The 26,756-nt window shown below is 70.6% G+C and carries 22 protein-coding genes and 1 riboswitch; of the genes, 7 read left to right on the forward strand and 15 right to left on the reverse strand.

The window, feature by feature from the left end; genetic code table 11:
- Window positions 1–163 precede the first annotated feature (163 nt).
- From AC1U89_RS21975 to AC1U89_RS21985, 3 genes are all read left to right on the forward strand, one after another.
- Complete coding sequence (locus AC1U89_RS21975; protein ID WP_479901767.1) at window positions 164–4,999, forward strand: NAD-glutamate dehydrogenase; 4,836 nt, start codon at window positions 164–166, stop codon at window positions 4,997–4,999.
- A 248-nt stretch (window positions 5,000–5,247) separates the two neighbouring features.
- Window positions 5,248–6,567, forward strand: a complete 1,320-nt coding sequence (locus AC1U89_RS21980) for an MFS transporter (RefSeq protein WP_479901768.1) — start codon at window positions 5,248–5,250, stop codon at window positions 6,565–6,567.
- A 74-nt stretch (window positions 6,568–6,641) separates the two neighbouring features.
- The gene (locus AC1U89_RS21985; protein WP_479901769.1) at window positions 6,642–7,871 is read left to right on the forward strand and encodes a DUF418 domain-containing protein; all 1,230 of its coding nucleotides are present in this window, start codon (window positions 6,642–6,644) and stop codon (window positions 7,869–7,871) included.
- Between the two features lie 13 nt (window positions 7,872–7,884).
- Here the strand turns inward: AC1U89_RS21985 and AC1U89_RS21990 are convergent, their stop codons facing one another.
- The 11 genes from AC1U89_RS21990 to AC1U89_RS22040 form a co-directional block, all read right to left on the reverse strand.
- A complete protein-coding gene (locus AC1U89_RS21990) occupies window positions 7,885–8,229 on the reverse strand; it encodes a hypothetical protein (RefSeq protein WP_479901770.1) in 345 nt (114 codons plus the stop codon).
- Entirely contained in the window at window positions 8,226–8,690 is a 465-nt protein-coding gene (locus AC1U89_RS21995; protein WP_479901771.1) for a hypothetical protein, read from the reverse strand. The genes AC1U89_RS21990 and AC1U89_RS21995 overlap by 4 nt, the downstream gene beginning before the upstream one ends.
- A gap of 86 nt (window positions 8,691–8,776) precedes the next feature.
- Complete coding sequence (locus tag AC1U89_RS22000; protein WP_479901772.1) at window positions 8,777–9,544, reverse strand: dienelactone hydrolase family protein; 768 nt, start codon at window positions 9,542–9,544, stop codon at window positions 8,777–8,779.
- Between the two features lie 19 nt (window positions 9,545–9,563).
- Window positions 9,564–11,060, reverse strand: coding sequence for a phosphomannomutase/phosphoglucomutase (locus AC1U89_RS22005; RefSeq protein ID WP_479901773.1), 1,497 nt, complete (start codon window positions 11,058–11,060; stop codon window positions 9,564–9,566).
- A gap of 138 nt (window positions 11,061–11,198) precedes the next feature.
- Complete coding sequence (gene purH / locus AC1U89_RS22010) at window positions 11,199–12,788, reverse strand: bifunctional phosphoribosylaminoimidazolecarboxamide formyltransferase/IMP cyclohydrolase (RefSeq protein WP_479901774.1); 1,590 nt, start codon at window positions 12,786–12,788, stop codon at window positions 11,199–11,201.
- Window positions 12,789–12,818: 30 nt separating this feature from the next.
- Window positions 12,819–12,899, reverse strand: a riboswitch (ZMP/ZTP riboswitch).
- Window positions 12,900–12,968: 69 nt separating this feature from the next.
- A complete protein-coding gene (locus tag AC1U89_RS22015; RefSeq protein ID WP_479901775.1) occupies window positions 12,969–14,696 on the reverse strand; it encodes a PAS domain S-box protein in 1,728 nt (575 codons plus the stop codon).
- Window positions 14,697–14,831: 135 nt separating this feature from the next.
- Complete coding sequence (locus AC1U89_RS22020) at window positions 14,832–15,182, reverse strand: hypothetical protein (RefSeq protein ID WP_479901776.1); 351 nt, start codon at window positions 15,180–15,182, stop codon at window positions 14,832–14,834.
- 53 nt (window positions 15,183–15,235) lie between these two features.
- Window positions 15,236–17,014 (reverse strand): heparinase II/III family protein, encoded by a 1,779-nt coding sequence (locus AC1U89_RS22025; RefSeq protein ID WP_479901777.1) that lies wholly within the window; start codon window positions 17,012–17,014, stop codon window positions 15,236–15,238.
- Between the two features lie 9 nt (window positions 17,015–17,023).
- Complete coding sequence (gene rpe, locus AC1U89_RS22030) at window positions 17,024–17,683, reverse strand: ribulose-phosphate 3-epimerase (RefSeq protein ID WP_479901778.1); 660 nt, start codon at window positions 17,681–17,683, stop codon at window positions 17,024–17,026.
- Window positions 17,684–17,813: 130 nt separating this feature from the next.
- Window positions 17,814–19,094 (reverse strand): RsmB/NOP family class I SAM-dependent RNA methyltransferase, encoded by a 1,281-nt coding sequence (locus AC1U89_RS22035; RefSeq protein WP_479901779.1) that lies wholly within the window; start codon window positions 19,092–19,094, stop codon window positions 17,814–17,816.
- A gap of 42 nt (window positions 19,095–19,136) precedes the next feature.
- Window positions 19,137–19,535 (reverse strand): hypothetical protein, encoded by a 399-nt coding sequence (locus tag AC1U89_RS22040; protein ID WP_479901780.1) that lies wholly within the window; start codon window positions 19,533–19,535, stop codon window positions 19,137–19,139.
- 123 nt (window positions 19,536–19,658) lie between these two features.
- Between AC1U89_RS22040 and AC1U89_RS22045 the strand changes: the two genes are divergently transcribed.
- Window positions 19,659–19,862 (forward strand): DUF1674 domain-containing protein, encoded by a 204-nt coding sequence (locus AC1U89_RS22045; RefSeq protein WP_479901781.1) that lies wholly within the window; start codon window positions 19,659–19,661, stop codon window positions 19,860–19,862.
- Window positions 19,863–20,063: 201 nt separating this feature from the next.
- On the opposite strand, the gene pyrF is transcribed toward AC1U89_RS22045, so the two are convergent.
- Window positions 20,064–20,753: an orotidine-5'-phosphate decarboxylase gene (gene pyrF / locus AC1U89_RS22050; protein WP_479901782.1), complete on the reverse strand. Its 690-nt coding sequence runs from the start codon at window positions 20,751–20,753 to the stop codon at window positions 20,064–20,066.
- 84 nt (window positions 20,754–20,837) lie between these two features.
- On the opposite strand from pyrF, the gene AC1U89_RS22055 reads away from it, so the two are divergent.
- Complete coding sequence (locus AC1U89_RS22055) at window positions 20,838–21,533, forward strand: MarC family protein (RefSeq protein WP_479901783.1); 696 nt, start codon at window positions 20,838–20,840, stop codon at window positions 21,531–21,533.
- A gap of 3 nt (window positions 21,534–21,536) precedes the next feature.
- On the opposite strand, the gene AC1U89_RS22060 is transcribed toward AC1U89_RS22055, so the two are convergent.
- Window positions 21,537–22,337, reverse strand: a complete 801-nt coding sequence (locus AC1U89_RS22060; protein ID WP_479901784.1) for an SDR family NAD(P)-dependent oxidoreductase — start codon at window positions 22,335–22,337, stop codon at window positions 21,537–21,539.
- Window positions 22,338–22,524: 187 nt separating this feature from the next.
- Here AC1U89_RS22060 and AC1U89_RS22065 point away from each other — a divergent pair, with 187 nt between their 5' ends.
- Window positions 22,525–23,376 (forward strand): GIN domain-containing protein, encoded by an 852-nt coding sequence (locus AC1U89_RS22065; protein WP_479901785.1) that lies wholly within the window; start codon window positions 22,525–22,527, stop codon window positions 23,374–23,376.
- Window positions 23,377–23,549: 173 nt separating this feature from the next.
- Here AC1U89_RS22065 and AC1U89_RS22070 read toward each other — a convergent pair whose 3' ends face one another.
- On the reverse strand, window positions 23,550–24,155 hold the full coding sequence (locus AC1U89_RS22070; protein WP_479901786.1) for a flavodoxin family protein: 606 nt from the start codon (window positions 24,153–24,155) through the stop codon (window positions 23,550–23,552).
- A gap of 322 nt (window positions 24,156–24,477) precedes the next feature.
- Between AC1U89_RS22070 and AC1U89_RS22075 the strand changes: the two genes are divergently transcribed.
- Window positions 24,478–25,689, forward strand: a complete 1,212-nt coding sequence (locus tag AC1U89_RS22075; protein ID WP_479901787.1) for an MFS transporter — start codon at window positions 24,478–24,480, stop codon at window positions 25,687–25,689.
- A gap of 622 nt (window positions 25,690–26,311) precedes the next feature.
- Here the strand turns inward: AC1U89_RS22075 and AC1U89_RS22080 are convergent.
- Complete coding sequence (locus AC1U89_RS22080; RefSeq protein ID WP_029910754.1) at window positions 26,312–26,749, reverse strand: Rrf2 family transcriptional regulator; 438 nt, start codon at window positions 26,747–26,749, stop codon at window positions 26,312–26,314.
- Window positions 26,750–26,756: the final 7 nt, after the last annotated feature.

Consider the following 26,756-nt stretch of genomic DNA (forward strand, 5'->3'; position numbering starts at 1 on the left):
CCCCCGGCGGGCCCGCGCCGCCGGTTCCCCCCAACCGGCGGCGCTTCCGTTTTCCGCGCCCGGGGTTTTCGCTTCGGTAAGATATTCCGTGCTTTTGCCTGGCAGAGGTTGAAGCCTGGCCTGGAAGGGCTAGGTTGTCGCCAAAAATTCGCGAGGAAATCCTATGGTCGGTGCAAAACTTGACCCCAAGGCGGCTGCCACTCCGGCGAGCGGCTTGATCACGGCCTTCGGCAAGGCCCTGGGGCAGGACAAGCTGACCGCACCGCAGGCCCAGTTCGCCGCCCAGGTCCAGGAGGACTGGTCAGCCGAGGAGCTGCCGGGCTTCGAGTCCGACGACATCGCCCACGCCCTGGTCGACTTCTGGCGCTTCGGCGAGGCCGCCTGCGAACCCCTCTGCATCCGCGTCCGCCCCGCTGTCCGGGCTGATGGGACCGACCTGAAGGGCGACCTGCTGGAGATCGTCCAGCCCGACCGTCCGTTCCTGGTCGACAGCATCATGGGCGCCATCGCCGAGCAGGGCTTCTCGGTGCGGGCCATGTTCCACCCGGTGATCGAGACCCCCGCCGGCCGCCGCTCGATGATCCAGGTCTATCTGGCCCCGGTGGGCGAGGACCGCGAGGCGGCCCTGGTCGACGCCGTCCGCGACGCCCTGGCGGACGTCCAGCTGGCGGTCGACGACTTCGACGCCATGAAGGCCCTGATCCGCCGCACGATCGATGAGCTGCGCGCCTCCAAGGCCCCGATCGACCAGAACCAGCGCGAGGAGAGCCTGGACTTCCTGGACTGGCTGGAGGGCGACCGCTTCGTGTTCCTGGGCGCCCGGGTCTATGAATATCCCCGCACGCCTGACGGCGGCTACGCGGCCGAGGAGCCGCTGTACCAGCCCGAGGGCAGCCTGGGCGTCCTGCGCGACCAGACCCTGACCGTGCTGCGCCGGGGCAGCGAGCCGGCGATCCTGTCGCCCCAGGTCCGCGACCACCTCCTGCTGGGCGCCCCCCTGGTGGTGGCCAAGTCGAACCTGCGCTCCAAGGTCCACCGCCGCGGCTACATGGACTATGTCGGGGTGCGCCGGTACGGCGCCGACGGCAAGCCCTCGGGCGAGGTCCGCTTCGTGGGCCTGTTCACCGCCGAGGCCTACGAGACGCCCGCCCACGAGGTGCCGGTGATCCGCCGCAAGGTGAAGCACGTCCTCAAGGAGGCCGGCAAGGATCCCGAAGGCCACAGCGGCAAGCGCCTGCGCAACATCCTGGAGACCTGGCCGCGCGACGAGCTTTTCCAGATCTCGGAAGACGAGCTGCTGACGATGGCCATGGGGGTGCTGCACCTCTACGACCGGCCGCGCGTGCGGCTGTTCGCCCGCAACGACCCCTTCGACCGCTTCATCTCGGTGCTGATGTTCGTGCCGCGCGAGCGCTACGACAGCGGCGTGCGCGAGCGGGCCGGCAAGATCCTGGCCGACGCCTATGAGGGCCGGGTCAGCGCCTACTATCCCAGCTTCTCCGACGCGCCCCTGGCCCGTGTGCACTATGTGATCGGCGTGACGCCGGGCAAGCACGGCGAACCGGACCTGGTCGCGCTGGAGGCCGCGGTCGCCGAGACCGCCCGCACCTGGGAGGACCGCTTCGAGGCCGCCGTCCGCGACGGCGGGGCCCCCGGCCGGGTCGCCGAGACCCTGGCCCGCTGGCAGACCGCCTTCCCGCCCGGCTATCGCGACCAGTACGACGCCGCCGAGGCCCTGGCCGACCTGGCCGTGGTCGATGACCTGGCCGAGGGCGAGCAGGTGCGGGTCCGCGCCTTCCGCCGCGCCGACGACGACAAGCTGACCTTCCGCTTCAAGCTCTATCGCCCCGGCGCCGCCGCGCCCCTGGCCGACGTGCTGCCGATCCTCGAGCACATGGGCCTGAAGGCGCTGATCGAGGACGGCTTCAAGCTGACCCCGGCTTCGGACGCCCACGCCAAGGTCTGGGTCCACGAATTCGTCCTGCGCGACGAGCGCGGCGAGCACCTGTCGTTCGGCGACATCAAGGCCGCGTTCGAGGCCGCCTTCGTCGCCATCTGGACCGGTCGCGCCGAGAGCGACGGCTTCAACCGGCTGGTGCTGGAACTGGGCGTCGGCTGGCGCGAGGCCGCCCTGGTCCGCGCCCTGGCCCGCTATCGCCAGCAGTCGGGCCTGGACCCCAGCCAGGGCGTGCAGGAGCAGGCCCTGTCGGATAATCCGGGCGTCACCCGCCTGATCCTCGACCTGTTCCGCATCAAGTTCGACCCGGCCGTGCACGCCGACCTGGCCGCCCGCGAGGAGCAGGCCAAGGCCGTCCAGGCCAGCATCGTCGAGGCCCTGCAGGCGGTCGAGAGCCTGGACGCCGACCGCGTCCTGCGCCGCATCGCCGCCCTGATCGGCGCCATCCAGCGGACCAACTTCTTCCAGGTCGGTCCGGACGGCGAGCCCAAGCCCTACATCAGCTACAAGATCGCCTCGCGCGAGCTGGAGGACCTGCCGGCCCCCAAGCCCTATCGCGAGATCTACGTCTCGGCGCCGCACGTCGAGGGCGTGCACCTGCGCTTCGGTCCGGTCGCCCGGGGCGGCCTGCGCTGGTCGGACCGCCGCGACGACTTCCGCACCGAGGTGCTGGGGCTGGTCAAGGCCCAGCAGGTCAAGAACGCGGTGATCGTGCCCGTCGGCTCCAAGGGCGGCTTCTTCCCCAAGAATCTGCCGCGCGGCGGCGACCGCGACGCCATCCAGGCCGAGGCGATCCGCGCCTACAAGACCTTCCTGTCGGGCCTGCTGGACATCACCGACAACATCGACGCCGACAACAAGATCGTGCCGCCGATCGGGGTGATCGCCCATGACGGCGAGGACCCCTATCTGGTCGTCGCCGCCGACAAGGGTACGGCCACCTTCTCCGACATCGCCAACGGCGTGGCCGAGGATTACGGGTTCTGGCTSGGCGACGCCTTCGCGTCGGGCGGCTCGGTSGGCTACGACCACAAGGTCATGGGCATCACCGCCCGCGGCGCCTGGGAAGCGGTCAAGCGCCACTTCCGGGAGCTGGGCAAGGACATCCAGACCGAGCCGTTCACCGCCGTGGGGGTGGGCGACATGTCGGGCGACGTGTTCGGCAACGGCATGCTGCTGTCCAAGCAGACCCGGCTGCTGGCCGCCTTCGACCATCGCCACATCTTCCTGGACCCCGATCCGGACGCGGCCAAGTCGTGGGCCGAGCGCGACCGGATGTTCAAGCTGCCGCGCTCGTCGTGGGACGACTACGACAAGAGCCTGATCTCCCAGGGCGGCGGGGTCTTCGCCCGCTCGCTGAAGACCATCCCGCTGTCGCCGGAAGTCCGGGCCCTGTTCGAGATCAAGGCCGAGAGCGTCTCGCCGGCCGAGCTGCTGACCGCGATCCTCAAGTCGAAGGCCGAGCTGCTCTATCTCGGCGGCATCGGCACCTATGTGAAGGCCAAGGGCGAGACCAACGCCGAGGCCGGCGACAAGGCCAACGACGCCATCCGCGTCAACGGCGCCGACCTGCGGGTCAAGGTGGTGGGCGAGGGCGCCAATCTTGGATTGACGCAAGCGGGCCGCATCGAGTTCGCGCAAGCAGGCGGCCACATCAACACCGACGCCATCGACAACTCGGCCGGGGTCGACAGCTCCGACCACGAGGTCAACATCAAGATCCTGACCGGGATCCTGGAGCGCGGCGGCAAGCTGACGCGCGAGAGCCGCAACCAGCTCCTGCCGACCATGACCGACGACGTGGCCAGCCACGTCCTGGCCGACAACTACGACCAGACCCTGGCCCTGTCGCTGATGGAAAGCGACGCGGTCTCGGAGGTGGAGTCCCAGGCCCGGTTCATGGCCGAGCTGGAGGCCAAGGGGCGGCTGGACCGCAAGGTCGAGGGCCTGCCCGAGGCGGCGGCCCTGGCCGAGCGCGAGAAGGCCGGAAAGGGCCTGACCCGGCCCGAAATGGCCGTCCTGCTGGCCTACGGCAAGATCGACCTGTTCGACGACATCGTCGCCTCCCAGGCGCCGGACGATCCGTGGTTCGAGGCGACGCTGAAGGGCTATTTCCCGCCGGCCCTGGGCCAGTACGGCGAGGCCATGCAGCAGCACCGTCTGCGGCGCGAGATCATCGCCACGGTCCTGGACAACCAGATGATCAACATGTGCGGCCCGACCTTCCCGAGCCGCCTGAAGGCCGCCGCCGGCTGTGACACCACGGCCCTGGTCATCGCCTTCGCTGCGGCCCGAGAGATCCTGGGCGTCGACGCCCTGTGGGACCAGGTCTCGGCCCTGGACGGCAAGGCCTCGGCCGGCGGCCAGCTGGCGCTGTACAAGGCCCTGGCCTACGCCCAGCGCAGCCTGACCTTCTGGCTGGCCCGCCGGGCGTTCAAGGACAAGTCCACCGTCAAGGCGCTGGTCGAGGCCTATGGGCCGTCGGTCAAGGCGCTGTCGGGCCTGGGCACGGCGATCCTGTCGCCGTTCGAGCAGAAGACCGTCGCCAAGCGGGCCAAGGCCTATGTCGCCGACGGCGCGCCCGAGGCCCTGGCCCAGGCCGTGGCGGCGCTCCAGCCAGTGACCACGGCGGCCGACCTGGTCGACCTGGGCAACGCCTCCAGCTGGTCGGTCGAGAACGTGGCCCGCCTTTACCACCAGGTGGGCGCGGCTTTCGGCTTCGACCGCCTGCGCTCGGCGGCCGGCTCGTTTGTCGGCGGTGACGCCTTCGAGCGCCTGGCCGTTCGCCGGTTGATCGAGGACATGCTCAGCGAGCAGACCGCCATCACCCAGGCGGTGCTGAAGTTCGCGGCCAACGCCCAGGCGGGCGACGACGAGGCTTCGGCCAAGGCGGCGGTGACCTCGTGGGGCGCCCTGCGCACCGAGGCCGTCCGCGCCGCCAAGCGCACGGTCGAGGACATCGAGCAGGCCGGCGGCGGCTGGACCTTCGCCAAGCTGACCATCGCCAACGCCGCGCTGCGGGGCCTGGCGAGCGCATCGTAGAAGCCAACCCCAGATCCCTCTCCCCTTGCGGGAGAGGGTGGCCTCCGAAGGAGGTCGGGTGAGGGTTGAAAGACCGATCCGCCGCGATCCGCCGAAAGGCCGGTCGCGGCGGTTTCTTTTTGAGAGACCCCTCATCCGTCGACGGAGTTTACCCTCGGGCGCGCGCTTTGCGCGACCCGGGGGTCGACACCTTCTCCCGCAAGGGGAGAAGGATGTTTATAAGCGACGCTTCAGTGGGGGCTCGGCTTATGGACAGAGGCGATCGGCAGCGGGCCGCTTGGGCGCTCTACGAGTGGGCGCAGCAGCCCTATTGGGCGTTGATCGCCACCTTCATCTTCACCCCCTATTTCGCCGCCGGCTTCGTCGGCGACGCGGCCCGGGGCCAGAGCCTGCTGGGCTATGCCGGGGCGGTGACAGGCCTGCTGATCGCCGTGTTCAGCCCGCTGGTCGGGGCCAGCGTCGACGCCCGGCGCAATCCGCGCCTCTGGCTGGTGGGCCTGGCCGTCCCGTTCGTCCTGGCCAGCGCCGCCCTTTGGCTGGCCACGCCGGGGGACGCCAGCCGCGTCCTGCCGATCCTGATCTGCCTGGTCGTGGCCGGGCTCTGCGCCGAGCTCAGCGGTTCGGTGATGAACGCCCTGTTGCCCCTGGTGGCCAAGCCGGGCCAGGTCGGACGCCTGTCCGGATCGGCCTGGGCTCTGGCCTATGTCGGCGCGCTGATCAGCCTGTTCGTGGTGCTGCTGGGCTTCTCGCTGCCGAAGGTTCCGATGCTGGGCCTGTCCAAGGCCCTGCACGAGCCTGACCGCATCGTCGGGCCGCTGGTGGCCGTCTGGTTCGTGCTCTTCTCCTGGCCGCTGATGCTGATCGCGCCCCAGCCGCCGAAGATCGCCGACCAGAAGCCGCTGGCCGAGCTGTGGGCCACGGTGCGCTCGTTGCCGCGCCGCCCCTGGATGCTGCGCTTCCTGATCGGCCGGATGCTGCTGGGCGACGGCATCTCCAGCTTCATCGCCTTCGGCGGCGTGCTGGCCGCCGGTCTGTTCGGCTGGACCACCACCCAGCTGGGCCTCTACGCCATCGCCCTGTCGGTGGCCGCCGGGATCGGGACGTTCATCGGCGGTCGGGTCGACCAGAGGCTGGGCTCGAAGGCCACGGTGCTGATCGCCGCCGGCGTGGTGCTGTTCGGGGCGTTCGGGGTGGGGCTGGTCGGCCGCGACACCCTGGCCTTCGTGATCAAGGTCACCCCGCCGGTCACCGGTGGCGGCCTGTTCGCCAGCCTGCCCGAGCGGGTGTTCCTGGGCTTCTCGCTGTTCGTCGGCCTGACCTTCGGGCCGGCCCAGGCGTCCTTGCGCGCCTGGATGGCCCAGCTGGCGCCGGAGGGCGAGAGCGGGCGGTGGTTCGGCCTCTACGCCCTATCGGGCAAGGCCACCGCCTTCCTGGCCCCGCTGGTCATCGCCGTCGGCACCCGCTGGATCGGCGACCAGCGCGTCGCCGTGGCGGTCTCGGCCCTGTTCCTGGCCACCGGCGCCGTCATCCTGGCCCGCGTGCCGCGCCAGGGCCCCGAGGTCGCATAACCCAGGGTTGTCGCTCGCGCGAACTCGGTCCAGGATTGGCGGCGATTGAGCGGGTCGGCGTTTCGGGGGCGTGCATGGTCAAGGAACGGATTGGTCTGCTGGACTCGCTGCGGGGTCTGGCGGTGCTGGGCATCCTGTTGTGCAACATTCCGATCGCGGCCGAACCGCACTCGGTGGCCACCAGCCTGACCCTGTGGCCGCTGGGCATGGAACCCGCGTCGGTGGCCGTCTGGTGGGTCACCCAGGTGTTCTTCCAGCAGAAGTTCTATTCGATGTTCGCCATGCTGTTCGGCGCCTCGCTCCTGATGGTCGGGGGCGACGGCGGGGGCGCCGACGCCGGGGAGCGCCGACGGATCCTGATCCTGCGCCTGGTCAGCCTGCTGGCCATCGGCCTGTTCCATGGGTTCGTGATCTGGCAGGGCGACGTGATGAACACCTATGCGGTGGTCGGCCTGCTGATCCTGTGGACCCGGTCATGGCCGGCCAAGCGCCTGCTGCAGGCGGGGATCGCCGTGCACCTGTCGCTGTCGGCCTGGTCGGCGTGGAAGATGCTGGAGTACGCGGCCCAGGGCGGCGGGGACCCCTCGGCGGCCGACATGGCCAAGTTCCTGGGCAAGGTCCACGCCGACAGCGTGCAGTACGCCGGGACCTTCCAGCAGTCGTTCGTCCAGAACGCCCGGGACTTCTGGGACTTCACCTTCAGTTCGTTCACCACCTGGCCGCAGACCTGGCCGATCCTGGTGCTGTCGCTGATGCTGATCGGCATGGGCCTCCACAAGCTGGGCGTCCTGAGCGGCAAGGCGCCCGGCGGCGTCTACAAGGCGCTGATCGGGGCGGGGCTGGGCGCCTTGGCGGTCGTCGGCATGGCCGAGACGCTCTACATGGTGCTGCCTGACCACCCCTGGGCGCCGCGCGCCCTGGCCCGCTGGCTGCAGAGCGCCACCGCCCCGGTCGTCAGCCTGGGCTATGTGGGGCTGATGGTCATGGCGACGCGGACCCGGGTCTGGCGGGCGATCCCCGCCGTCCTGGCCCCCGTGGGCCAGATGGCCTTCACCAACTACCTGACCCAGTCGATCCTGATGACGGCGCTGCTTTACGGCGGGCGCGGGCCGGGCCTGTACAACAAGCTCGATCGGCCGCTCCTGGCCGCCGCCGTCGCGACGATCTGGCTGGTCCAGATCCTGTGGTCGCACTGGTGGATGGCCCGGTTCACCATGGGGCCGCTGGAGTGGCTGTGGCGGCTGGCCTATCGCGGCCCCATGCCCCTGCGCCGGACGCGCCAGGCGGCGACGGTCCCGGCCTGACCGAGCGGCCCGGTCAGCCGGCCGGGCGCGACTTGAGGAAGGTGTCGATCGCGGTGTTGATCACCGTCTCGGTCACGGCGTCGCGCAGGCGCTGGGCCTGGGCCTGGCTGATGCCGGCGGCGGTGTAGCCGGCGATCTCGGTCAGGTCGGTCTCGCCCTTCACCAGGTTCTCGAACTCTGCCTGGGTCAGCTGGCCGGCCGCCAGTTGGCCGGTCCAGAGCCGCAGATTGGCCGTGGCCTTGTCGAGGGCGGCCTGGACCATGGCCTTCACCTCGGCGGAATAGTTGTCGAAGCTCTCCTTGCCCAGCACGGTCAGGTTGGCCTTGGCGGCCGCCAGGAAATCGTCGAACTGGCTCATGACGCGCCGCCTTCCTCGGGTTGGCCGCAAGAGGTGGTCTGGGCCTTGTTGGCTTCCAGGCACAGGATGTAGTCGAACGCCCGGCCGATCTGTATCTTCTTCTGGTCGCGGAAGGCCGGACCCAGCGTGCCCTGGCTTTGCCACAGGGCGATCGTGCCGCCGTAGAGCGCGCGGTTGGGATCGCGCAGCACGTCCCATTGCCGGGCCGACAGGGCGTTCAGCGGATCGGCGGCCGCCGCGCTGGCCGCCGCGTCGATCTTCGCCGTCAGGGCCGTCACCTCGGCGGCGTGGTTGGCGTAGGGGTCGCCCGCCACGTCCAGCAGCGACAGGGTCTGGGCCTTCAGGCCGGCGGCGGTGGCCTGGGCGACGGGATTGGGCGGAGGGGCCACGGGCGCGCAGGCGACCGGCGCCAGCAAAAGGGTCAGGACGAGCGCGGACCGCGCTATCGACGCCAGCTTCATGAGGGACCTCCCGCGAGACGGCGCAAGCCTGACACACAATCTCTCCGCTCACAATCTCCACGGGAGTTGCGCGGGCGTCGATCGGCTCAGAGGCTCCGGACGCTTCCCAGCGCCTTGGCGAAATAGGACTGGGTCTGGCTGAACAGGTCCGGGCGGTACCGGGCGCGCGGGTCGTTGGCGCGGTCGTCGTCGAAGGCGTGGGTGGCGTCGGGATAGAAGACCGTGTCCACCGACAGGCCGTCGCGCTTCAGGCGCTCCAGCGCCTTCTCCGGATATTTCCAGCCGACCACCTGGTCCTTGCCGCCGACCACGGAGAACACCTTGGGGCCGCCGAACCCCTGGGGGCCCCAGCCGCGGCTGGAGGTCAGGGACGGGTAGGCCGCGTACGGATAGACCAGCAGGGCGCCCTTGACGCGGGTCCGCAGCTTCACCGGATCGGCGTCGGCGATCCCGGTGGCGCGGGCGGCGTTCACGCCGATCGCGTAGCCGTCCATGATCGACCAGCCGCCATGGCTCCACCCGGCCAGGAACACGCGCTGGGCGTCGGCCCAGGGCTGGCGCTCCAGCCAGGTCAGCATGGCGAAGATGTCGGCCGAGCGCTTGAGGCCCTGCAGGGTCATGCCGGTGCAGACGAACAGCTTGCCGTCCAGGGTGGACATGCCGCGCGGCTTGAAGCTGTCGACCACCACGGCCGCCCAGCCGGCCTGCACCGCCACCTGGGCGTAGGTTTCCAGGAACGGGGTCTTGCCGCCGCAGCCGTGCAGGATCAGCGCGACCGGAAACGGGCCCGGCCCCGCGGGCTTGAAGACCTTCGAGGCGTCGGCGACCTTGGCTCCCCAGTCGGCGCTCAGCATGGTTCCAAGCTCCGAGGCGTCAGATTTCCTGGTTGTACTTGCCGACCCGGTCGCCGAGGCGCGGCTTCACTTCCTKGCGGAACAGGGCGCGCATGTCGTCTTCCGACTGGGTGCTCTCGACCACCACGACGATCTCGGGCTTGTTGGACGAGGCGCGGACCAGCACCCACGAACCGTCCTCCAGGTGCACCCGCACGCCGTTGACGGTGATCACCTCGGTGATCTTCCGTCCCAGGATCGAGCCGCCGGCGGCGAACAGGTCCTGGTACTCCTTCACCACCTCGTCGACGACGCCGTACTTCACCTCGTCGGCGCAGTGCGGGCTCATCGTCAGGGAGGTGAAGGCCACCGGCAGCGCCTTGCGCATGTCCGACAGCTTCACGCCCGGATTGCGGTCCAGCATGGCCAGGATGGCGGCTGCGGCGGTCAGGCCGCAGTCGTAGCCGTAGCCCAGCTCGCCGTTCATGAAGAAGTGGCCGCTCTTCTCGAAGCCGGCCAGGGCCCCCAGCTCGGCGCTCTTGCGTTTGATGTAGCTGTGGCCGGTCTTCCAGTAGATCACCTTGCAGCCGTGGGCGGCCAGGATCGGGTCGGTGGCGTAGAGGCCGGTTGACTTGACGTCGACCACGAAGGTCGCGCCCGGATTCAGCGGGGCTAGGTCGCGGGCCAGCATCAGGCCGATCTTGTCGGCGAAGATCTCCTCGCCCTCGTCGTCGACCACGCCGCAGCGGTCGCCGTCGCCGTCGAAACCGAACGCCAGGTCGGCCCCGTGCTCGCGGACGGCGTGGGCCATCGCGTGCAGCATTTCGGCGTCTTCCGGGTTCGGATTGTATTTCGGGAAGGTGTAGTCCAGCTCGACGTCCATGCCGATCACGTCGGAGACGCCCATGCGCTGCAGGCCGTCGACCGCGAAGGCGCCGGCCGTGCCGTTGCCGCAGGCGGCGATCACCTTCAGGGGACGGGTGATCTGGGCGCGCTTGGCCACGTCGGCGATGTAGCGCTCGGCCTCGCCCTCGACGCGGATCAGCTTGCCGCCGTCGCGCTCGACGAACTCGCCGCCCAGCACGATCGCCTTCAGCCGGCCCATCTCGTCGGGGCCGAAGGTCAGGGGCTTCTGGGCGCCCATCTTCACGCCGGTCCAGCCGTTCTCGTTGTGGCTGGCGGTGACCATGGCCACGCAGGGGATGTCCAGGTCGAACTGGGCGAAATAGGCGGTGGGCGACAGGGCCAGGCCGATGTCGTGCACCTCGCAGCCGGCGGCGAGCAGGCCCAGGGTCAGGGCCTGCTTGATCGACAGCGAATAGCCGCGGAAGTCGTGGCCGACCACGATCTTCGACTGGCCCAGCTCGTGGATGTAGGTCCCCAGGCCCAGGCCCAGGGCCTGGACGCCCAGCAGGTTGATCTCCGGTCCGAACAGCCAGCGCGCGTCGTATTCCCGAAATCCCGTGGCCTTGACCAAGGGCTCATTCTCATAAGCGGCGGTATTGGGAACGAGATCGGCGCGGGGCTTGGAGAACATCGGGGCTCGCTTCAAGGACTTGCGCCCGAAGCTCTAGCCACAAGATCGTCCGCCGACTAGCGCATTCGTATGACGCCGTTCAGCATGACGGTGGATCGACACGACCCGCGCCTGGCGCGCGGGTCGCGCCGTCCGGGATTAGTGGCGGAACACCCGCACGCCGGTGAAGGCCATGGTCAGGCCCAGCTTGTCGGCGGCCTCGATCACCTCCGGGTCGCGCATCGAGCCGCCCGGCTGGATGATCGCCGTCGCCCCGGCCTCGGCGGCCTGGATCAGGCCGTCGGCGAACGGGAAGAAGGCTTCCGAGGCGCAGGCGCAGCCCTTCAGGTCCAGGCCGAAATCGGCGGCGCGCAGGGCGGCGATCCGGGCCGAGTCCTTGCGGTTCATCTGGCCGGCCCCGACGCCCAGGGTCTGGCCGGCGCGGGCGTAGACGATGGCGTTGGACTTGACGTGCTTGCCGACGGTGAAGGCGAACAGCATGTCGCGCACCTCTTCGTCCGTAGGCTGACGCTTCGTGACGATCTTCAGGTCCGAGGCGGTGATGCGCGCGTCATCACGGGATTGCACCAGGAAGCCGCCGGCCACCGACTTGAAGGTGTCGCCGGTCGACAGGGCGTCGGGCAGGCCGCCGGTCACCAGCAGGCGCAGGTTCTTCTTGGCGGCGAAGACGGCGACGGCGTCGTCGTCGGCCTCGGGGGCGATCACCACCTCGGTGAAGATCTCGACCATGGCCTCGGCGGCCTCGCGGGTCAGGCGGCTGTTGACGGCGACGATGCCGCCGAACGCGCTGGTGGGGTCGCAGGCCAGGGCCCGCTCATAGGCTTCGCGCTGGCTCGCGCCGACGGCCACGCCGCAGGGATTGGCGTGCTTGATGATCGCCACGGCCGGGCCCTGGGCCGGGTCGAACTCGGCGATCAGCTCGAAGGCCGCGTCGGTGTCGTTGATGTTGTTGTAGCTGAGTTCCTTGCCCTGCAGTTGCTTGGCCGTGGCCACGCCCGGACGCGGATTGGGGAAGGTGTAGAAGGCCGCCTTCTGGTGGGGATTTTCGCCATAGCGCATGGTCTGGCGCAGCTCGCCGGCGATGCTCTTGCGGGCCGGGAAGTCCTGGCCCAGCTGTTGGGCGAACCAGCCGGAGATCGCCGCGTCATAGGCCGCCGTGCGGGCGTAGGCGCGGGCCGCCAGGATCTGGCGCAGGGCCAGGGTCGTGCCGCCGGCCTTCAAGGCCTCCAGCACCTCGGCCAGGTCGGCCGGATCGGTGCAGACCGCGACATAGCCGTGGTTCTTGGCCGCCGAGCGGATCATGGCCGGGCCGCCGATGTCGATGTTCTCGACGCACTCCTCGTAGGCGCCGCCCTTCGCGACCGTGGCCTCGAACGGATAGAGGTTCACGTACAGGATATCGATGCCGCCGATGCCGTGGTCGGCCATGGCTTTCGCATGGTCGGGAGCGTCCCGAACGCCGAGGAGCCCGCCGTGCACGATCGGGTGCAGGGTCTTGACCCGGCCGTCCATCATCTCGGGGAAGCCCGTCAGGTCCGAGACGTCCTTGACCGGCAGGCCGGCCGCGGCGATGGCCGCCTTGGTGCCGCCGGTCGAGACCAGCTCGACGCCCGCCTCGTGCAGGACCTTGGCGGCCTCGACCAGGCCGATCTTGTCGGAGACCGACAGCAGGGCGCGCTTGGGAGCGACGAGGTCGGGGGCGGACGGATAGTCGGGGGCGGCGGGCACGGCGGACTCCTGTGAGGTCTTTTCAGAACAGTGTGGAGCCCAGGCGCGCGGCATATGAGGTCCGCGCTCCCCGATGGTTGCCCATCACTAGCGCCAGTCACGCAGACGGCGCGGAAAATAAGGAGGCGGGCGGGGGAGTCAATTGCGGTCAGGCCCTCCTCCACAGAGGGAGGACCTTCGTCAGCCCAGCCGCACCGGCAGCACCGCCCGCACGCCCTCGACGGCGAAGGTCAGTTCCGGTCGGCCGCCCAGGTCGCCGGCCAGGCCGCGTTCCAGCAGGCGGGTGCCGAAGCCCCGGCGTTCGGGCGCGCGCACCGGCGGCCCGCCGCGCTCGGTCCAGCTCAGGACCGCCCGGTCCTCGGCCGTCTGGTTCCAGGCGACGTCCACCCGGCCGCCCGTCGCCGACAGGGCGCCGTACTTGGCCGCGTTGGTGGCCAGCTCGTGCACGGCCAGGGCCAGGGACAGGGCGGTGCTGGCGCCCACCCGCAGGGCGGGGCCGCGGATCGCCACCTGCTCGGGGTCCAGGTCGTCGACGAACGGGGCCAGGCCCTGGCGGACGATGTCGTCCAGCGCCGCGCCCTCCCAGCTCTCGCGGGTCAGCACGTCGTGGACGGCCGACATCGCCAGCAGCCGCCCGATCAGCCGCTCCCGCACGGCCTCGACGGCTTCTTCCGGCCGCAGGGTCTGGCGGACGATCGACTGGACCGAGGCCAGGGTGTTCTTCACGCGGTGGTTCAGCTCGTTGATCAGCAGGCGCTGGCGGGCCTGGGCCGTCTTGGTCTCGGTCATGTCCATCGCCATGCCGATATAGCCCTGGAACTGGCCCTGGTCGTCGATCTGCGGCCGGGCGTTGGCGACCATCCAGCGATAGTTTCCGTCGCCCCCCAGGAACCGCGCCTCGAAGCCGTAAGCCATCGGCCCCCCCTCGGCGGTGCGCGCGGCCGCCCGTCGGGCGCCGACTCCGGGGATGTCGTCGGGATGGATCAGGCTGATCCAGGCGTCGCCCAGCAGGTCGGCCGGCGCCACTCCGGTGTACTCGCTGAAGGCTTCGTTGGCGAAGGTGATGCCGCCCTCGACGGAGGTCATCCAGACCGGCGCGGGCGCCGAATCCGCCATGGCCCGGAACCGGGCCTCGCCCTCGCGCAGGCGTTCCTCGGCCCGCTTGCGCTCGGTGATGTCGGTGTGCACGCCGATCCACTCGCGGATCGACCCGTCGGTCTCCAGGGCGGCGACGGCGCGGATGGCGAAGTCGCGCCAGACGCCGTCGTGGCGGCGCACCCGATGCTCGAACGTGAAGGGACCGCCCCGGGCGACGGCCTCGTTCCAGGCCTGGATCGTCGGCTCGGCGTCGTCGGGATGGACGGCGTCGGCCCAGCCGAAGCCCTGGTAGTCGTCCTGGGCCTGGCCGGTCAGGCTGGCCCAGCCGGGCTGGTCGCCGACCATCCGGCCCGAGGCGTCGTTGGTCCACAGGATCCCGTCGACGGCGCCGATGGCCGCCCGGAACCGCGCTTCGCTGGCGGCCAGCCGGTCGTGGACCTCGACCCGGTCGGTGACGTCGCGGATGAAGCCGAGGAACACCAGCGCGTCGGGCTCGCCGAACGCGGCCAGCGAGACCTCGACGGGAATCTCGCTCGCGTCCTTGCGCACGGCCATCAGCTGCGACGACTGGCGCGCCGGCGGCGGCTCGGTGGAGGTCAGACGCCGGGTCAGGATCTGGCGGTAGTGGGCCTGATGGCGCAGCGGGGCCAGCACCTCGATCAGGCCGCGACCCAGGACTTCGTCGCGCGACCAGCCGAAGGCGGCCTCGGCGCGGGCGCTCCAGTCCAGGATCACGCCCTTGGCGTCCATGACGACGACGGGGTCGATCGCTGTGTTCAGGATGGGCCGCAAGGCGGCGAGGCTCGACATCTGCCCCTCCCTCAGCCGACGCGGTCGAAAACAGCTACAGGACAGGGTGGGGGCTGTGAATTCCGCGCTCCGATGGGCGCATGGGACGTAATGTCGCAGGGCGACCGCTCCCGCATCGAAGGCGGGATGGCGGTGTCAGGCGAAGGTGTCGGCCAGGCTGGCCTGGGGCGGCGCCTTGGGCCGGATGCAGCCCAGCCAGATGGCGAAGGCCAGATAATAGGCGATGGCGACCAGCATGCAGGCCAGGAAGACCAGGGTGTCCGTCGTCGACGGCGCCGGAACCGCGGCTCCGTTGCCCGTGTAGGTGGCGAAGGCGTCCGGCGCGACGAAGACCGGGGTCAAGACGAGGGCGAAGATCGGAACCACATGCAGCACGTGCCAGGCGGATCGGCCGGCGTTCCGCAGGCGGGCCAGGTAGAGGACGAACCACGGAACGAACAGGATGTGGGTGATCGTTTCCGGACCAAGCGCCTGCGCGGCGGTCATGATCGCGGTCGCGATCCAATACCCCTTCCGATCGATACTCAGCCTGGCCAGTCTCAATGGTCGGTCGCCCGGACGAGTTTCCAGCGGATCTTGGCGCCCTTTTCGGGCCGCACCTGGCTCTTGAGCACGATGGCGCCGGCGGGGCGGGCGTGGCCGTGGTCGAAATGGGCCGAGGGGGTGATGGCCACGTCGACCGCGTCGTTGCGCAGCCACCAGCCCACATTGGACGGCCCCTTGATCAGCACGCTCTTGCCGTCGCGGGCCAGCGAGGCGCGGGCGTCCGGATGCAGGTGGAAGGTGACCGAGAACGGCAGGTAGCGGCGCGGGCCGTCGGGATTGGCCGAGCCGATCGGGATCAGGCTGTCCTCGCCGCGCAGCTCGTCGGCCTTCAGGTCCAGATACAGTCGTCGGGCGTGGGTCAGGCCCAGGCGTCGCCAGCCGTCGTGGACGATGTCCAGCCAGACCCCGACGTCGGCGTCGTGGCGCTTGACCTCGACCTCGGTCGCGCCATCGACCAGCCACGGGCCCAGGGCCTCGGCGCGCCAGCCCGACAGCGGCCGGCCGGCCGAGCCGTCGCCCACCGACACAGTCGAGGCGGCCGACGACAGCCGGAAGGCGTTGGCGCCGGTCGCCTCCGGACTCCAGCCGCAGCTGGTGATCAGCCGGTCCTTGCCKAACACGATCTCGACGGCGGCGGGCTGGGCGCAGGCGGTGACGCTGAGCACGCCCTTGGCCGGCGGCCCGGCGTCGGCCATCACCTGCAGGCTGCCGCCCTGCATTTTCTGGTAGCCGACATGCGGCGCGCTCTGCGGCGGGCGCGGGCCGTGGTCGTCGTGGGCCAGGGCCGCGGCGATCCGCTTCGGCTCGATCGCCTCGCCGCCCTGGAACGCCGCCAGGCAGCCGTCGGCCAGGGCGAAGAAGCGGACCGACGAGCTCAGGCGGTCGATGGCGCGGGTCAGGACCTCCGGGACGGGACGGCCGCGCTGGCCCAGGGCGTCGTCGAGGGTCAGCAGGTCGAACAAAAGCTCCAGCCCCGCCTCGGGCGAACGGCTGGCGTGGCCGCCGTCGGGCAGGACCACCAGGTCCAGCAGGGCCAGGACGCGCTTGAGGCCCTGGGCCATCAGCCGGTCGCTGGCCTTGCCGGTCAGGGCGCAGCCGGCGATCGCCACCACCACGGCCCGCTCAAGACGGCGCTCGGGCGCGTCGGAGGCCTTGAGCAGCTGACGGGCGCCCCGGGCGATGTCCTGCGTCATGGCCGAGATCTCGGCGTCGGACGCCTCGGGCGCCAGGGCCTTGGCGGCGCAGGCCAGGTGGAAGGTGCGGCGCTCCAGCCGCTCGCCGCTCCACGAGAAGGCGTTCCAGGTCCCGAACACCCGCCGCCAGTCCTGCAACAGGCGCAGGGCCAGGCGCGACGACCCCGCGCCGGCGGCCAGCAGGTGCGGCAGCCAGTCGAAGCCGTGCAGGGCGGTGGCGAACTGCCGGGTCGGGCTGGGCTGGTCGAAGGGATCGCCCGTCTCGCCCAACCGCAGGGCGCCGCCGTCCAGCACCAGCAGGCCGTCCAGCAACTGGCGGCCGCGCTCGGCGTCTATGGGACGGGGGTCGTGGGGATGGGCGGCCAGGCCGACCGGCCTAGGCCGGCTGATCGAGGCGCGATGCGGCGGCGAGCCGAACCATTCGCGTTCCAGATTCCCCTTGATCGCCGCGCCCAGGGCCTTGAGCGTCACGCCCTTGGTGCGCGCGCCGCGACCACGGGCCGCGGAACCACGGGAGGAGGGGCCGCCGGCGAGGGCGGAGGACTTGCGGCTGGAACCTGTCGCGGGAGCCCCCTCCATGCCGCTGTATCAGCCGCCCTTCAGGGCGCGGATATTGTCGGCATAGGCGGAAGGGCCGCCCTTGAACACCGCCGAGCCGGCGACCAGGGCCGTGGCCCCCGCCGCCACGCACTGCGGGGCGGTGACCGGGGTGACGCCGCCGTCGACCTCCAGGATGATGTCGAGCCCGGCCTTGTCGATCATCCTGCGCAGGGCCTCGACCTTGCGCAACTGGCCGGGGATGAAGCTCTGGCCGCCGAAGCCGGGATTGACCGACATCACCAGCAGCAGGTCGACGTCCTCGAGAATCCACTCGACGTGGTCGATACTGGTCGAGGGGTTGAACACCACCCCGGCCTTGGCCCCCAGTTCGCGGATGCGCTTGAGGCTGCGGTGCAGGTGCGGGCCGGCTTCCGGATGGATGCTGATCAGGTCGGCGCCGGCGGCGCGGAACGCCTCCAGGTACGGATCGGCCGGGCTGATCATCAGGTGCACGTCGAACGGGATCCTGGCGTGCGGCCGGATGGCTTTGACGATGTCCGGGCCCAGGGTGATGTTGGGCACGAAATGACCGTCCATCACGTCGACATGCACCCAGTCGGCGCCGGCCGCCTCGATGGCGGCGACCTCTTCGCCCAGCTTGGCGAAGTCGGAGGCGAGGATGGAGGGGGCGATCAGCGGCGCGGTCATGGGTCCCTGGCTTAGCTGTGTCGGGCTCACGCCACAAGCGAGTGCTGCGCCCGGAAGCTTAACGCATTCATCCGCCTCAAGGTTGTCGTCCGCAAGCGTGGCGCTTGGGCGGCGACGACGGCTTTTCAGGCTACCGCTTGACGAATCGCGCCGCGAAGAAGCCGTCCAGGCCGCCCTCGCGGTGATGGGGCAGAATCCGCAGCGTGCCGCGCGCGGTCAGGCTGGCGGCTGGGGCGCCGCCTTCCTCCGGGGCGATGGGATCCAGGGCCATGTCCGGGCGACGGGTCAGGAACGCCTCGACCTGGGCCTCGCCCTCCTCCGGCTCCAGCGAGCACACGCAATAGACAAGTCGGCCGTCGGGTTTCAGGCGGCCGGCCGCGCTGTCCAGCAGCCGGCTCTGGACGGCGGCCAGGCTGGCCACGTCGCCGGGGCGGGCGGCCCACAGCACGTCCGGATGGCGTCGGAAGGTGCCGGTGGCCGAGCAGGGCGCGTCCAGCAGCACGGCGTCGAAGGTCCGCGCGTCCCCCCAGGCCCCGGCGTCGGCGGCGACCACCTCGGCGGTCAGCTTCAGGCGGGCCAGGTTCTCGGTGACGCGCTGCAGGCGGGCGGCGGAACGGTCGACGGCCACGGTCTCCGCGCCGGCGGCGGCCAGCTGCATCGTCTTGCCGCCGGGCGCGGCGCAGAGGTCGAGGGCGGTCTCGCCGGCCTTCACGTCCAGCAGGCGGGCGGGGATGGCGGCGGCGGCGTCCTGCACCCACCAGGTCCCGTCCTCGAAGGCGGGCCAGGCCGAGACGTCGCCCCGGCGCTCGGTGCGCAGCGTGCCGCCGGGCAGGATCTGGCCTTCCAGTTCGGCGGCCAGGGCGGCCGCGTCGGCGTCCGGCTTCAGCGACAGGTCGGTGGCCGGCTCGAAGCCGATCTGGGCGGCGACCGCGTCGGCGGTTTCCTTGCCCCAGGCGCCGACCCAGCGGGCGTAGAGCCATGGCGGGGCCAGGTGCTCGGGCTCGGGCGACAGCTGGCCGTCGCGCAGCAGGCCGCGCAGCACGGCGTTGACCAGGCCCTTGAACGGACGGCTGGTCTTGTTGGCGCCGGCCAGCTCGACGCTGGTGGCCACGGCGGCGAAGGCGGGCACCTCGAGGAAGAAGGCCTGGGTCGCGCCCAGGCGCAGCAGGTTGCGCACGCGCGGCGGCGGCTCCTTGGCCAGCTTGCCGGCCAGGGCGCGGTCGATGGGCCCCAGGTGGCGCAGGGCGGCCATGGCCAGGGCGCGCGCGAAGGCCCGCTCCCGCGGTTCCAGGAAGCGGAAGGCGTTGGCCGAGGCGGCTTCGTCGAGCCCGCCGCGCCGCGACAGGGCCGCGTCGATGAGGGCGAGGGCGCCTTCCCGTGCCGGGAGGCCGTCGTTGAGTTCCTGAGTCACACGCTCGCCGTGCCMCGAGGCGACGGCGAGCGCAAGCGGAAATCAGGCCGCGGCGGCGGTCGGACCGGTCTTGGCGGTGCGCAGCACGGCGACCCCGAACACCACCATGCCGCTGACCAGCATGATCTCGCCCAGGGCCATGAACGGCACGACGCGCATGTCGCCCTTCAGCAGCAGCACGGCCAGCAGCGGGCCGACCAGCAGGATGCCGGTGTTGGACAGGGCGAAGTTCACCCAGGCCAGGCGCGGCGGACGGCGGTCGCCGACGATGGCGTAGAAGCCTCCCATGATCGCCAGGCTGACCCAGCCCAGCAGATTCACATGGGCGTGCACGGGCATCAGCGTATGGTCCTGCGAGATGCCCATGACCATGCCCAGCACCATGCCGCAGATCCCGTAGACGATGGCGCTGAGAAAGAACGCGTACGAAACTCGAGGCATGACGTCCCCCCTAGAATGTGGTTCCCCTCGCGGGCGAGCCGCGAAGGCGGGACGTCTTAAAGACGAAACGGCGTTCATCAACCGTCGTTTTATTAAATCTTGTTAACCTTGGCAGGTGAGCGAATGAGCCAGGATCAAGCCCTTCCGCCCGGCGCGGCTCCCGACAAGCCGCTGAGCCCGGCCKCCCGCCGCGCCCTGGAAGAGGCCGCCGCCCGCCGCGCGGCCGAGCACGCCGCGGCCTTGCCCACCGAGGAAGGCGGCCGCGACGGCCCGGAGCCGACCCGGTTCGGGGACTGGGAGCGCAAGGGCGTGGCGGTGGATTTCTAGGCCACTAGGTTTGAACGTTTCTAAGAACCGTCATCCTCGGACTTGTTCCGAGGACCCCTGCTTCAACCGCGAAGAACGATGATCCGTGGAGTGGTGAGATCGCGGCCGAAACCCAACCGCCAGCTCGGCTGACAGAGGGGTCCTCGGAACAAGTCCGAGGATGACGGGCGTTGGGGATGACGGTGTGAAGAAGGGCGAGCGTCAGTGTCCCGCCATCTCCGCCACCACCTTCAGCGCCGCTTCGCGCGGGTCGTTCGCCGCCGTGATCGGGCGGCCGCAGACCAGGTGGCTGGCGCCGGCCTTCAGGGCGTCGGCCGGGGTGGCGGCGCGGGCCTGGTCGTTCTTGGCCGACCAGAAGGGGCGCACGCCCGGGGTCACCACCAGGAAGTCGGGGCCGGCGATCTCGCGGGCCAGGGCGGCCTCCTGGGGCGAGGAGACGATGCCGTCCACCCCGCACTCCACCGCCTGGCGGATGCGCCGGGCCACCAGGTCGCGGGCCGAGAAGGCGTAGCCCATCTCGATCAGGTCGGCGTCGGTCAGGCTGGTCAGCACGGTGACGGCCAGGATCTTCAGGTCCGAGCCGGCCTTGGCCTTGACCGCCGCCTGCATCACCTGCGGCTCGGCGTGGACGGTCAGCAGGTCGCAGCCGGCCCCGGCCAGCACCCGGGCCGAGCGCTCCACGGTCGCGCCGATGTCGTGCAGCTTCCAGTCCAGGAAGATCTGCTTGCCCTCGCCCTTCAGCTGGCGGGCCAGGGTCATGCCGTCGGTGGCCAGGAGCTCCAGGCCGATCTTGTAGAACGACACCGCGTCGCCCAGCGTCTCGACCATCGCTCGGGCCTCGACCGTGGTGGGCAGGTCGAGCGGCAGGATCAGGCGCGGATCGGCGGACATGGCGAAGCTCCGAGTGTGGCGCGCGCGATCGCATCACCCTAAGAAGGATGCGGATCCGCGCGAATTGAAGGCTAAGCACGTCGAATGAGCCAGGCAGAACTCGCCGTCAACTTCTTCGTCGCCCTGTTCGCCCTGATCGACCCGATCGGCAACGTGCCGCTGTTCGCCGCCGCCACCCTGGGCGCGGCCGCCGCAGGCCGACGGATGGTGGCGGTCTATATCGGCCTGTTCGTCGCCGCCTTCCTGATCTTCTTCTTCTTCACCGGCGTCAGCCTGCTGGAGTTCTTCGGCATCTCGATGCCGGCCTTCCGCATCGCCGGCGGCATCATCCTGTTCATCCTGGGCCTGGACATGGTGCGCGACGACTTCACCACCATGTTCGCCGACGCGGCCGAGGGCGTGGAGGGCCAGTCGGCCCGGGTCTACGCCAAGCAGCGGTTCGAGCGGCTGATCGTGCCGTTCGCCATGCCGCTGCTGATCGGGCCCGGCGCGATCTCGACCGTGATCATCTACGCCAGCGAGGCCCGGCCCCTGGGCCTGGCGGGCCTGGCCGCCGGCGTCGGGGTGATCGCCGCCGTCTCGGTGGTGCTGGTGGCGGTGTTCTGGGCCGCGCCGGTGATCAGCAAGGTGCTGGGCCGCATCGGCATGAGCATCGTGGTGCGGGTGCTGGGCCTGATCCTCTGCGCCCTGGCGGTGCAGTTCGTGCTGATCGGCGTGGGCGACGCCACGCGCGGCCTGATCCGGGCGGACGCCAAGGCGCCCTATGCGGAGCACAAGTAGGCGTCAGACCTTCCGGAACCGGCTTCCCTGGCTGGCCATCAGGGCCAGGGCCCAGTCGTCGGGGACCAGCTTGGCGATCGCCGCGATGGCCTTGTTGGGCGAACCGGGCACGCAGACGGCGCGGTTGGCCTCGGCGGCCTCGTAGCCGGCGGCGGCCACCTCGTCGGCGCCCAGCCACAGCCAGGTCGGCAGGCTCTGGCTGACCTGGGCGCGGGTGCCGTTGACGTCGTGGAATTCCGAATAGGTGAAGCCGGGGCAGAGCGCGGACACGTGTACGCCCGTGGCCTGGTTCTCCAGGTGCAGGCTCTGGGAGAACTTCACGAGGAAGCTCTTGGTCGCCGCGTAGAGGGTGTGGCCGGCCGCGCCGGGGGCCAGGCCGGCCAGGGAGGCGACGTTGACGATGCGCCCGAAGCCGCGCTCGACCATGCCCGGCAGCACCTTGTGGGTCAGGCCGCAAACCGAGACCAGCAGCACCTGCAGGAAGGCGCTCTGGTCGGCCCAGGTGGTCTGGGCGTAGGCGCCGGGCAGGCCGTAGCCGGCGTTGTTGACCAGGGCGTCGACCACCCGGCCCTCGGCCTCGATCGCCGCCAGCACTTGGTCGACGGCCTCGGGCTGGGCCAGGTCGGCGGCGATCGGATAGGCCTCGACGCCGAAGCGCAGGCGGATTTCGGCGGCCAGGGCCTCCAGCCGGTCCAGCCGGCGCGCGGTCAGGGCCACGTCGTAGCCGTGGCTGGCGTAGATGCGGGCGAAGGCGGCCCCGATGCCGGCGGAGGCGCCGGTGATCAGGGCGAGACGGCGGGCCATGCGGCGAGTGTCCAGCGAAGCGGTGAAACTTGGCTGGAGTCGAGCACGGGCGGACGTTTGGTTCAAGGCGGGGCGGCGGCGCGTCGGCCTGATCATGGCCTCGGGGGGGGCATGACCTCGAATTAAGTCGTCTCCCGCCGGAGCCGTCGCTATCTCTGGCCGCCCCCCTTTTCGAGAGTAGTGAAGCATGCGCGCATTTTCGACCCTGGCCGTCGGCGTCGCCGCCCTAGGCCTCGCCGACGCCGCTTCGGCCGCGTCGTCGATCGACATCGCCAACGCCGTCGCCCGCGTGACCGTGATTCCCGAGGCGCGGAGCGACGTGAAGGTCGAGATCCAGAATTCCAACCCCAGACTGCCGCTGCAGGTCCGGCCGTCGGGATCGCGCATCGTGATCGACGGCGGGCTGGCGGGCGGCGTCGACGGCGACCGGATCAAGGGCTGCCACGTCGAGGACGGCAAGCCCGTCGTCGTGGTGCGCGACATCGGCGACGTGGCCTGGGCCGACATGCCGCAAGTAGTGATCCACGCGCCGATGGGCGTCGAGCTGGCCACAAGCGGCGCCGTGTTCGGCGAGGTCGGTCGCACCGACAGCCTGGAACTGTCCAACGCCGGCTGCGGCGACTGGACGGTGGGCGACGTCAAGGGCGCGTTCGAACTGAACCAGGCGGGACCGGGCGACACCAAGGCCGGCCGAGTCGGCGAGGCGGAGGTCCACATCGCCGACTCGGGACATCTGACGCTCCAGGACGTCGACGGCGACCTGGAGGTCTTCGTCGCCGGCTCGGGCGGCGTGACGGCGACCAGCGTGGGCCGCAAGTTCGAGGCCCATGTCGCCGGACCGGGCCGCGTCAGCGTGGCGGGCGGCCGGTCGACCGAGGTCGAGGTCAGCATCCTGGGGTCGGGCGAGGTCGACTTCAACGGCGTGGCCGGCAAGGTCTCGGCCTCGGTCTCGGGCTCCGGCAAGGTGGTGGTCGCCAAGGCCGAGGGGCCGGTCAGCAAGGCGGTCGCCGGGTCGGGCCAGGTGGTCGTCGGACCGTAGGCCGGCGACGGCTTCCCCCGTCACGGCGCTGTTTGCGCCGCGCCACCTCCCCCGCTTCGCGGGGAAGGAAAAGGAGGAGGGGGCGCTCGGGCTCAAGCGCCCCCTCGGGCGGCGCCGGGGCGCCGCGGGCCCGTCCTTCGGGCTGGGGGATCAGGAAGGACGGGCGGTGTGTCCTACGCCGCTTCGCTGAGCGCCGGCTGGGCGCCGCGCGTCCAGCGGACGGCGGCCTCGGCGATGCGGACGCCGAACAGGCGGGCGGTCTCGCGGTCGCCGGCCGGCGGGGTGATCTCGGGCGAGGCGTTGTCCGACTGGGCGGCCAGGCCGATGAACGAACCGACGCGGTTCAGGGTGTCGGGGCCGCGTTCGGCGGCGGTCACCCCGGGAGGGGCCAGGCCCAGGTTCACCCAGTTCATGCCGTGCTGGGCGGCCAGGATGGTCAGGCTCTCCAGGGCGTGGCCCTTGTCGCCGGCGAAGCTGTGCGAGTTGGTGAAGCCCGCGGCCAGCTTGTCCTTCCAGGCGCCGGTGAAGAAGACGCCGGCGGTGGCGTCGGCGAACACTTTGAACACGCCCGAGACGTCGCCCATGTAGGTGGGGGCGCCGAACACCACGGCGTCGGCCTCGGTGATCTGTTCGATCAGCGGCGCGAAGTCCTGGGCGGCGTTCTCGATCTTCAGCAGCACCGGCGTCTGGCCGGCGTCGCGGACGCCTTCCGCGATCTTGTCGGCCAGGACGGCGGTGTGGCCGTAGCCCGAGTGGTAGACGATGGCGACCTTGGTCATTGGAATGAGCCCTTGAATGGTTGTGGTTTCGCAACTGAAACCGTGTCGATTACGTAATCATGGTCGAGCGGCTTTCCAGGGGATCGGCAACAGTTGGTGGTGCAGTTATTCTGCAAGCCGATTCAGCGGCGATGGGGTCTGTTTCGGGCGAACGGCGAAATGTGCGGTCGGATAAGCTCTTCAACCTTGTGACAACGTTGTCATTATCCTATCTAGCGCGATAACCAGACAACAGCATCAGCTGAAGGCGCGCCGTCCCAGGACATCTTTGGGGGCGCGTCCCGAGCCGTCCTGCGGCGTGTGTATCGAAAAGGCGGCGATCATGAGCTCCAGCCCTGTTCCTGATGTCCAGCAGGTGAAGGTCCATGCGCCCGGCGTGGTGTTGGCGGCCCTGGCCTTGGGCGGGTTCGCGATCGGCACCACCGAGTTCGCCTCGATGAGCCTGCTGCCCGACTTCGCCGCCGGCCTGGGCGTCGACGCGCCGACGGCGGGGCATGCGATCAGCGCCTACGCCCTGGGCGTGGTGGTCGGGGCGCCGGTGATCGCCGTGCTGGCCGCGCGCCTGCCGCGCCGGATCATCCTGGTGGCCCTGATGGCGGTGTTCGCGGTCKGCAACCTGCTTAGCGCCCTGGCCCCGACCTTCGGCTGGATGATGGCGTTCCGCTTCTTCAGCGGCCTGCCGCACGGGGCCTATTTCGGCGTCGCGGCCCTGGTCGCCGCCAGCGTCGCGCCTCCGGAGCGAAGGGCCCAGTCGGTGGCCATGGTGATGATCGGCCTGACCGTGGCGACCATCGTCGGGGTGCCCATGGCCAATGTCGTGGGCCAGTGGATCGGTTGGCGCTGGGGCTTCGTGATCGTCGCCGTGCTGGCCGCGATGACCGCCACGGCGGTCTATGTCTTCGCGCCGCGCGCCCCGGCCGACGCGGGGGCCAGCCMCTTGCGCGAGCTGGGCGCCCTGGCCAAGGGCCGGGTGTGGCTGACCTTGGGCATCGGCGCGATCGGCTTCGGCGGCATGTTCTGCGTCTACACCTACCTGGCCTCGACCATGCGCGAGGTGACCCACGCCTCGGCCGCCCTGCCGATGGTGCTGGCGGTGTTCGGGGCCGGCATGACGGTCGGGACCCTGGTGTGCGCCTGGGCCGCCGACCGCGCCCAGATGCCGGCCATCGGCGGGGTGCTGCTGTGGAGCGCCGCCGCCCTGGCCCTGTATCCGATGGCGACGGGCAGCCTGTGGACCCTGGTCCCCGTGGTCTTCCTGATCGGCTGCGGCGGCGGGCTGGGCGCGGTGCTGCAGACCCGGCTGATGGACGTGGCCGGCGACGCCCAGACCCTGGCCGCAGCCCTCAACCACTCGGCCTTCAACTTCGCCAACGCCCTGGGCCCCTGGCTGGGCGGCCTGGCCATCGCCGCCGGCATGGGGTGGACCTCGACCGGCTATGTCGGCGCGGCCCTGGCCCTGGGCGGGTTCGCGATCTGGATCGTGGCGGCGCTGGACGTGCGGCGCGAGCGCCTGGCCCTGGCGGCGGCGGAGTAGCMTAGGCCTTGTCGGAGACCAGCCTCAGCGGAACCCGCGAGGGCGACGTCGGGGCGGGCGGAGGGCCGCCGATCAGGGCCAGGGCGTCCTCGTAGTCGCCGCCGAAGTTCACCCGCGTGATCTCGGCGAGCTTGTGGGCCGAGGGGGCGGCGTCCCATCTGGCGTCCGGACCGATCTCCAGCATCCAGACGATCCCGCCTTCGACGCTGATCACCTTGCCCACGTAGCAGGCGTCGGGCTGGTCGCGCTCCTTGTGGATCGTCACCAGCGCAAACCGCTCGGCGGCCGACAGCAGCAGGGCGGCGATGTTCGTCAGGCGAAGCGTGAGTTCGGGGCGGGCCTCGCCCCGGGCGGCGAGGGCGGCCTGGGTGAAATCCGCGTAGGGGTCGTCCACCAGCTCGTCCACCTCGTCGGTCCGGAAGCATTCGAAGCCGTCGAGCCACAGCCGGTCGCTGACCAGGCCGAGCAGGAAGAACTCCGAATCGACGCCGAGGATGTAGCCGCGGACATAGGTCTGCTCGAACGGGCGATAGAGGCGGATCAGCTTTTCGTCGCGCAGGGCGGCGCGCAACTGTTCGATCATGCCGCCGGTMATCGCGCCCGCACCCGGATCACGCGGGCCCTAAGCCGCCGCCTCGGTCGCCGCGCCGTTCAGCAGGTCGGCCACCGAGATGGTCGACAGGCGCTCGGCCACGGCGGTGTCGGCGGCGATCATCGCCCCGCGCACGGCGTCGGGGATCTTCTCGCCCACCGGGCAGCCCTTCACCCCCTTGGGGGCGACGCCGAGATGGGCGCAGCCGTTCACGGCCCGCAGCACAACGTCCAGCGTGATGGTCTCGGGGGCCTTCAGCAGCCAGGCGCCGCCGTTGGCGCCCGCGCGCGCGCCGATCAGCCCCGCCTTGCCCAGCATGGCCGTCACGCGACGCACCACGACCGGGTTGGTCGGGACCGAGGCGGCGAGCTCGGCGCTGGCCACGGCGCGATCGGCCGAAAAGGCGCTTTTGTGCGCCAGATAGGCCAGGGCGTGCGCGGCGACGGGGAATTTCTGACTGTCTGACATTTTTCCG

This window comes from Caulobacter sp. 05T431 (assembly GCF_056665975.1).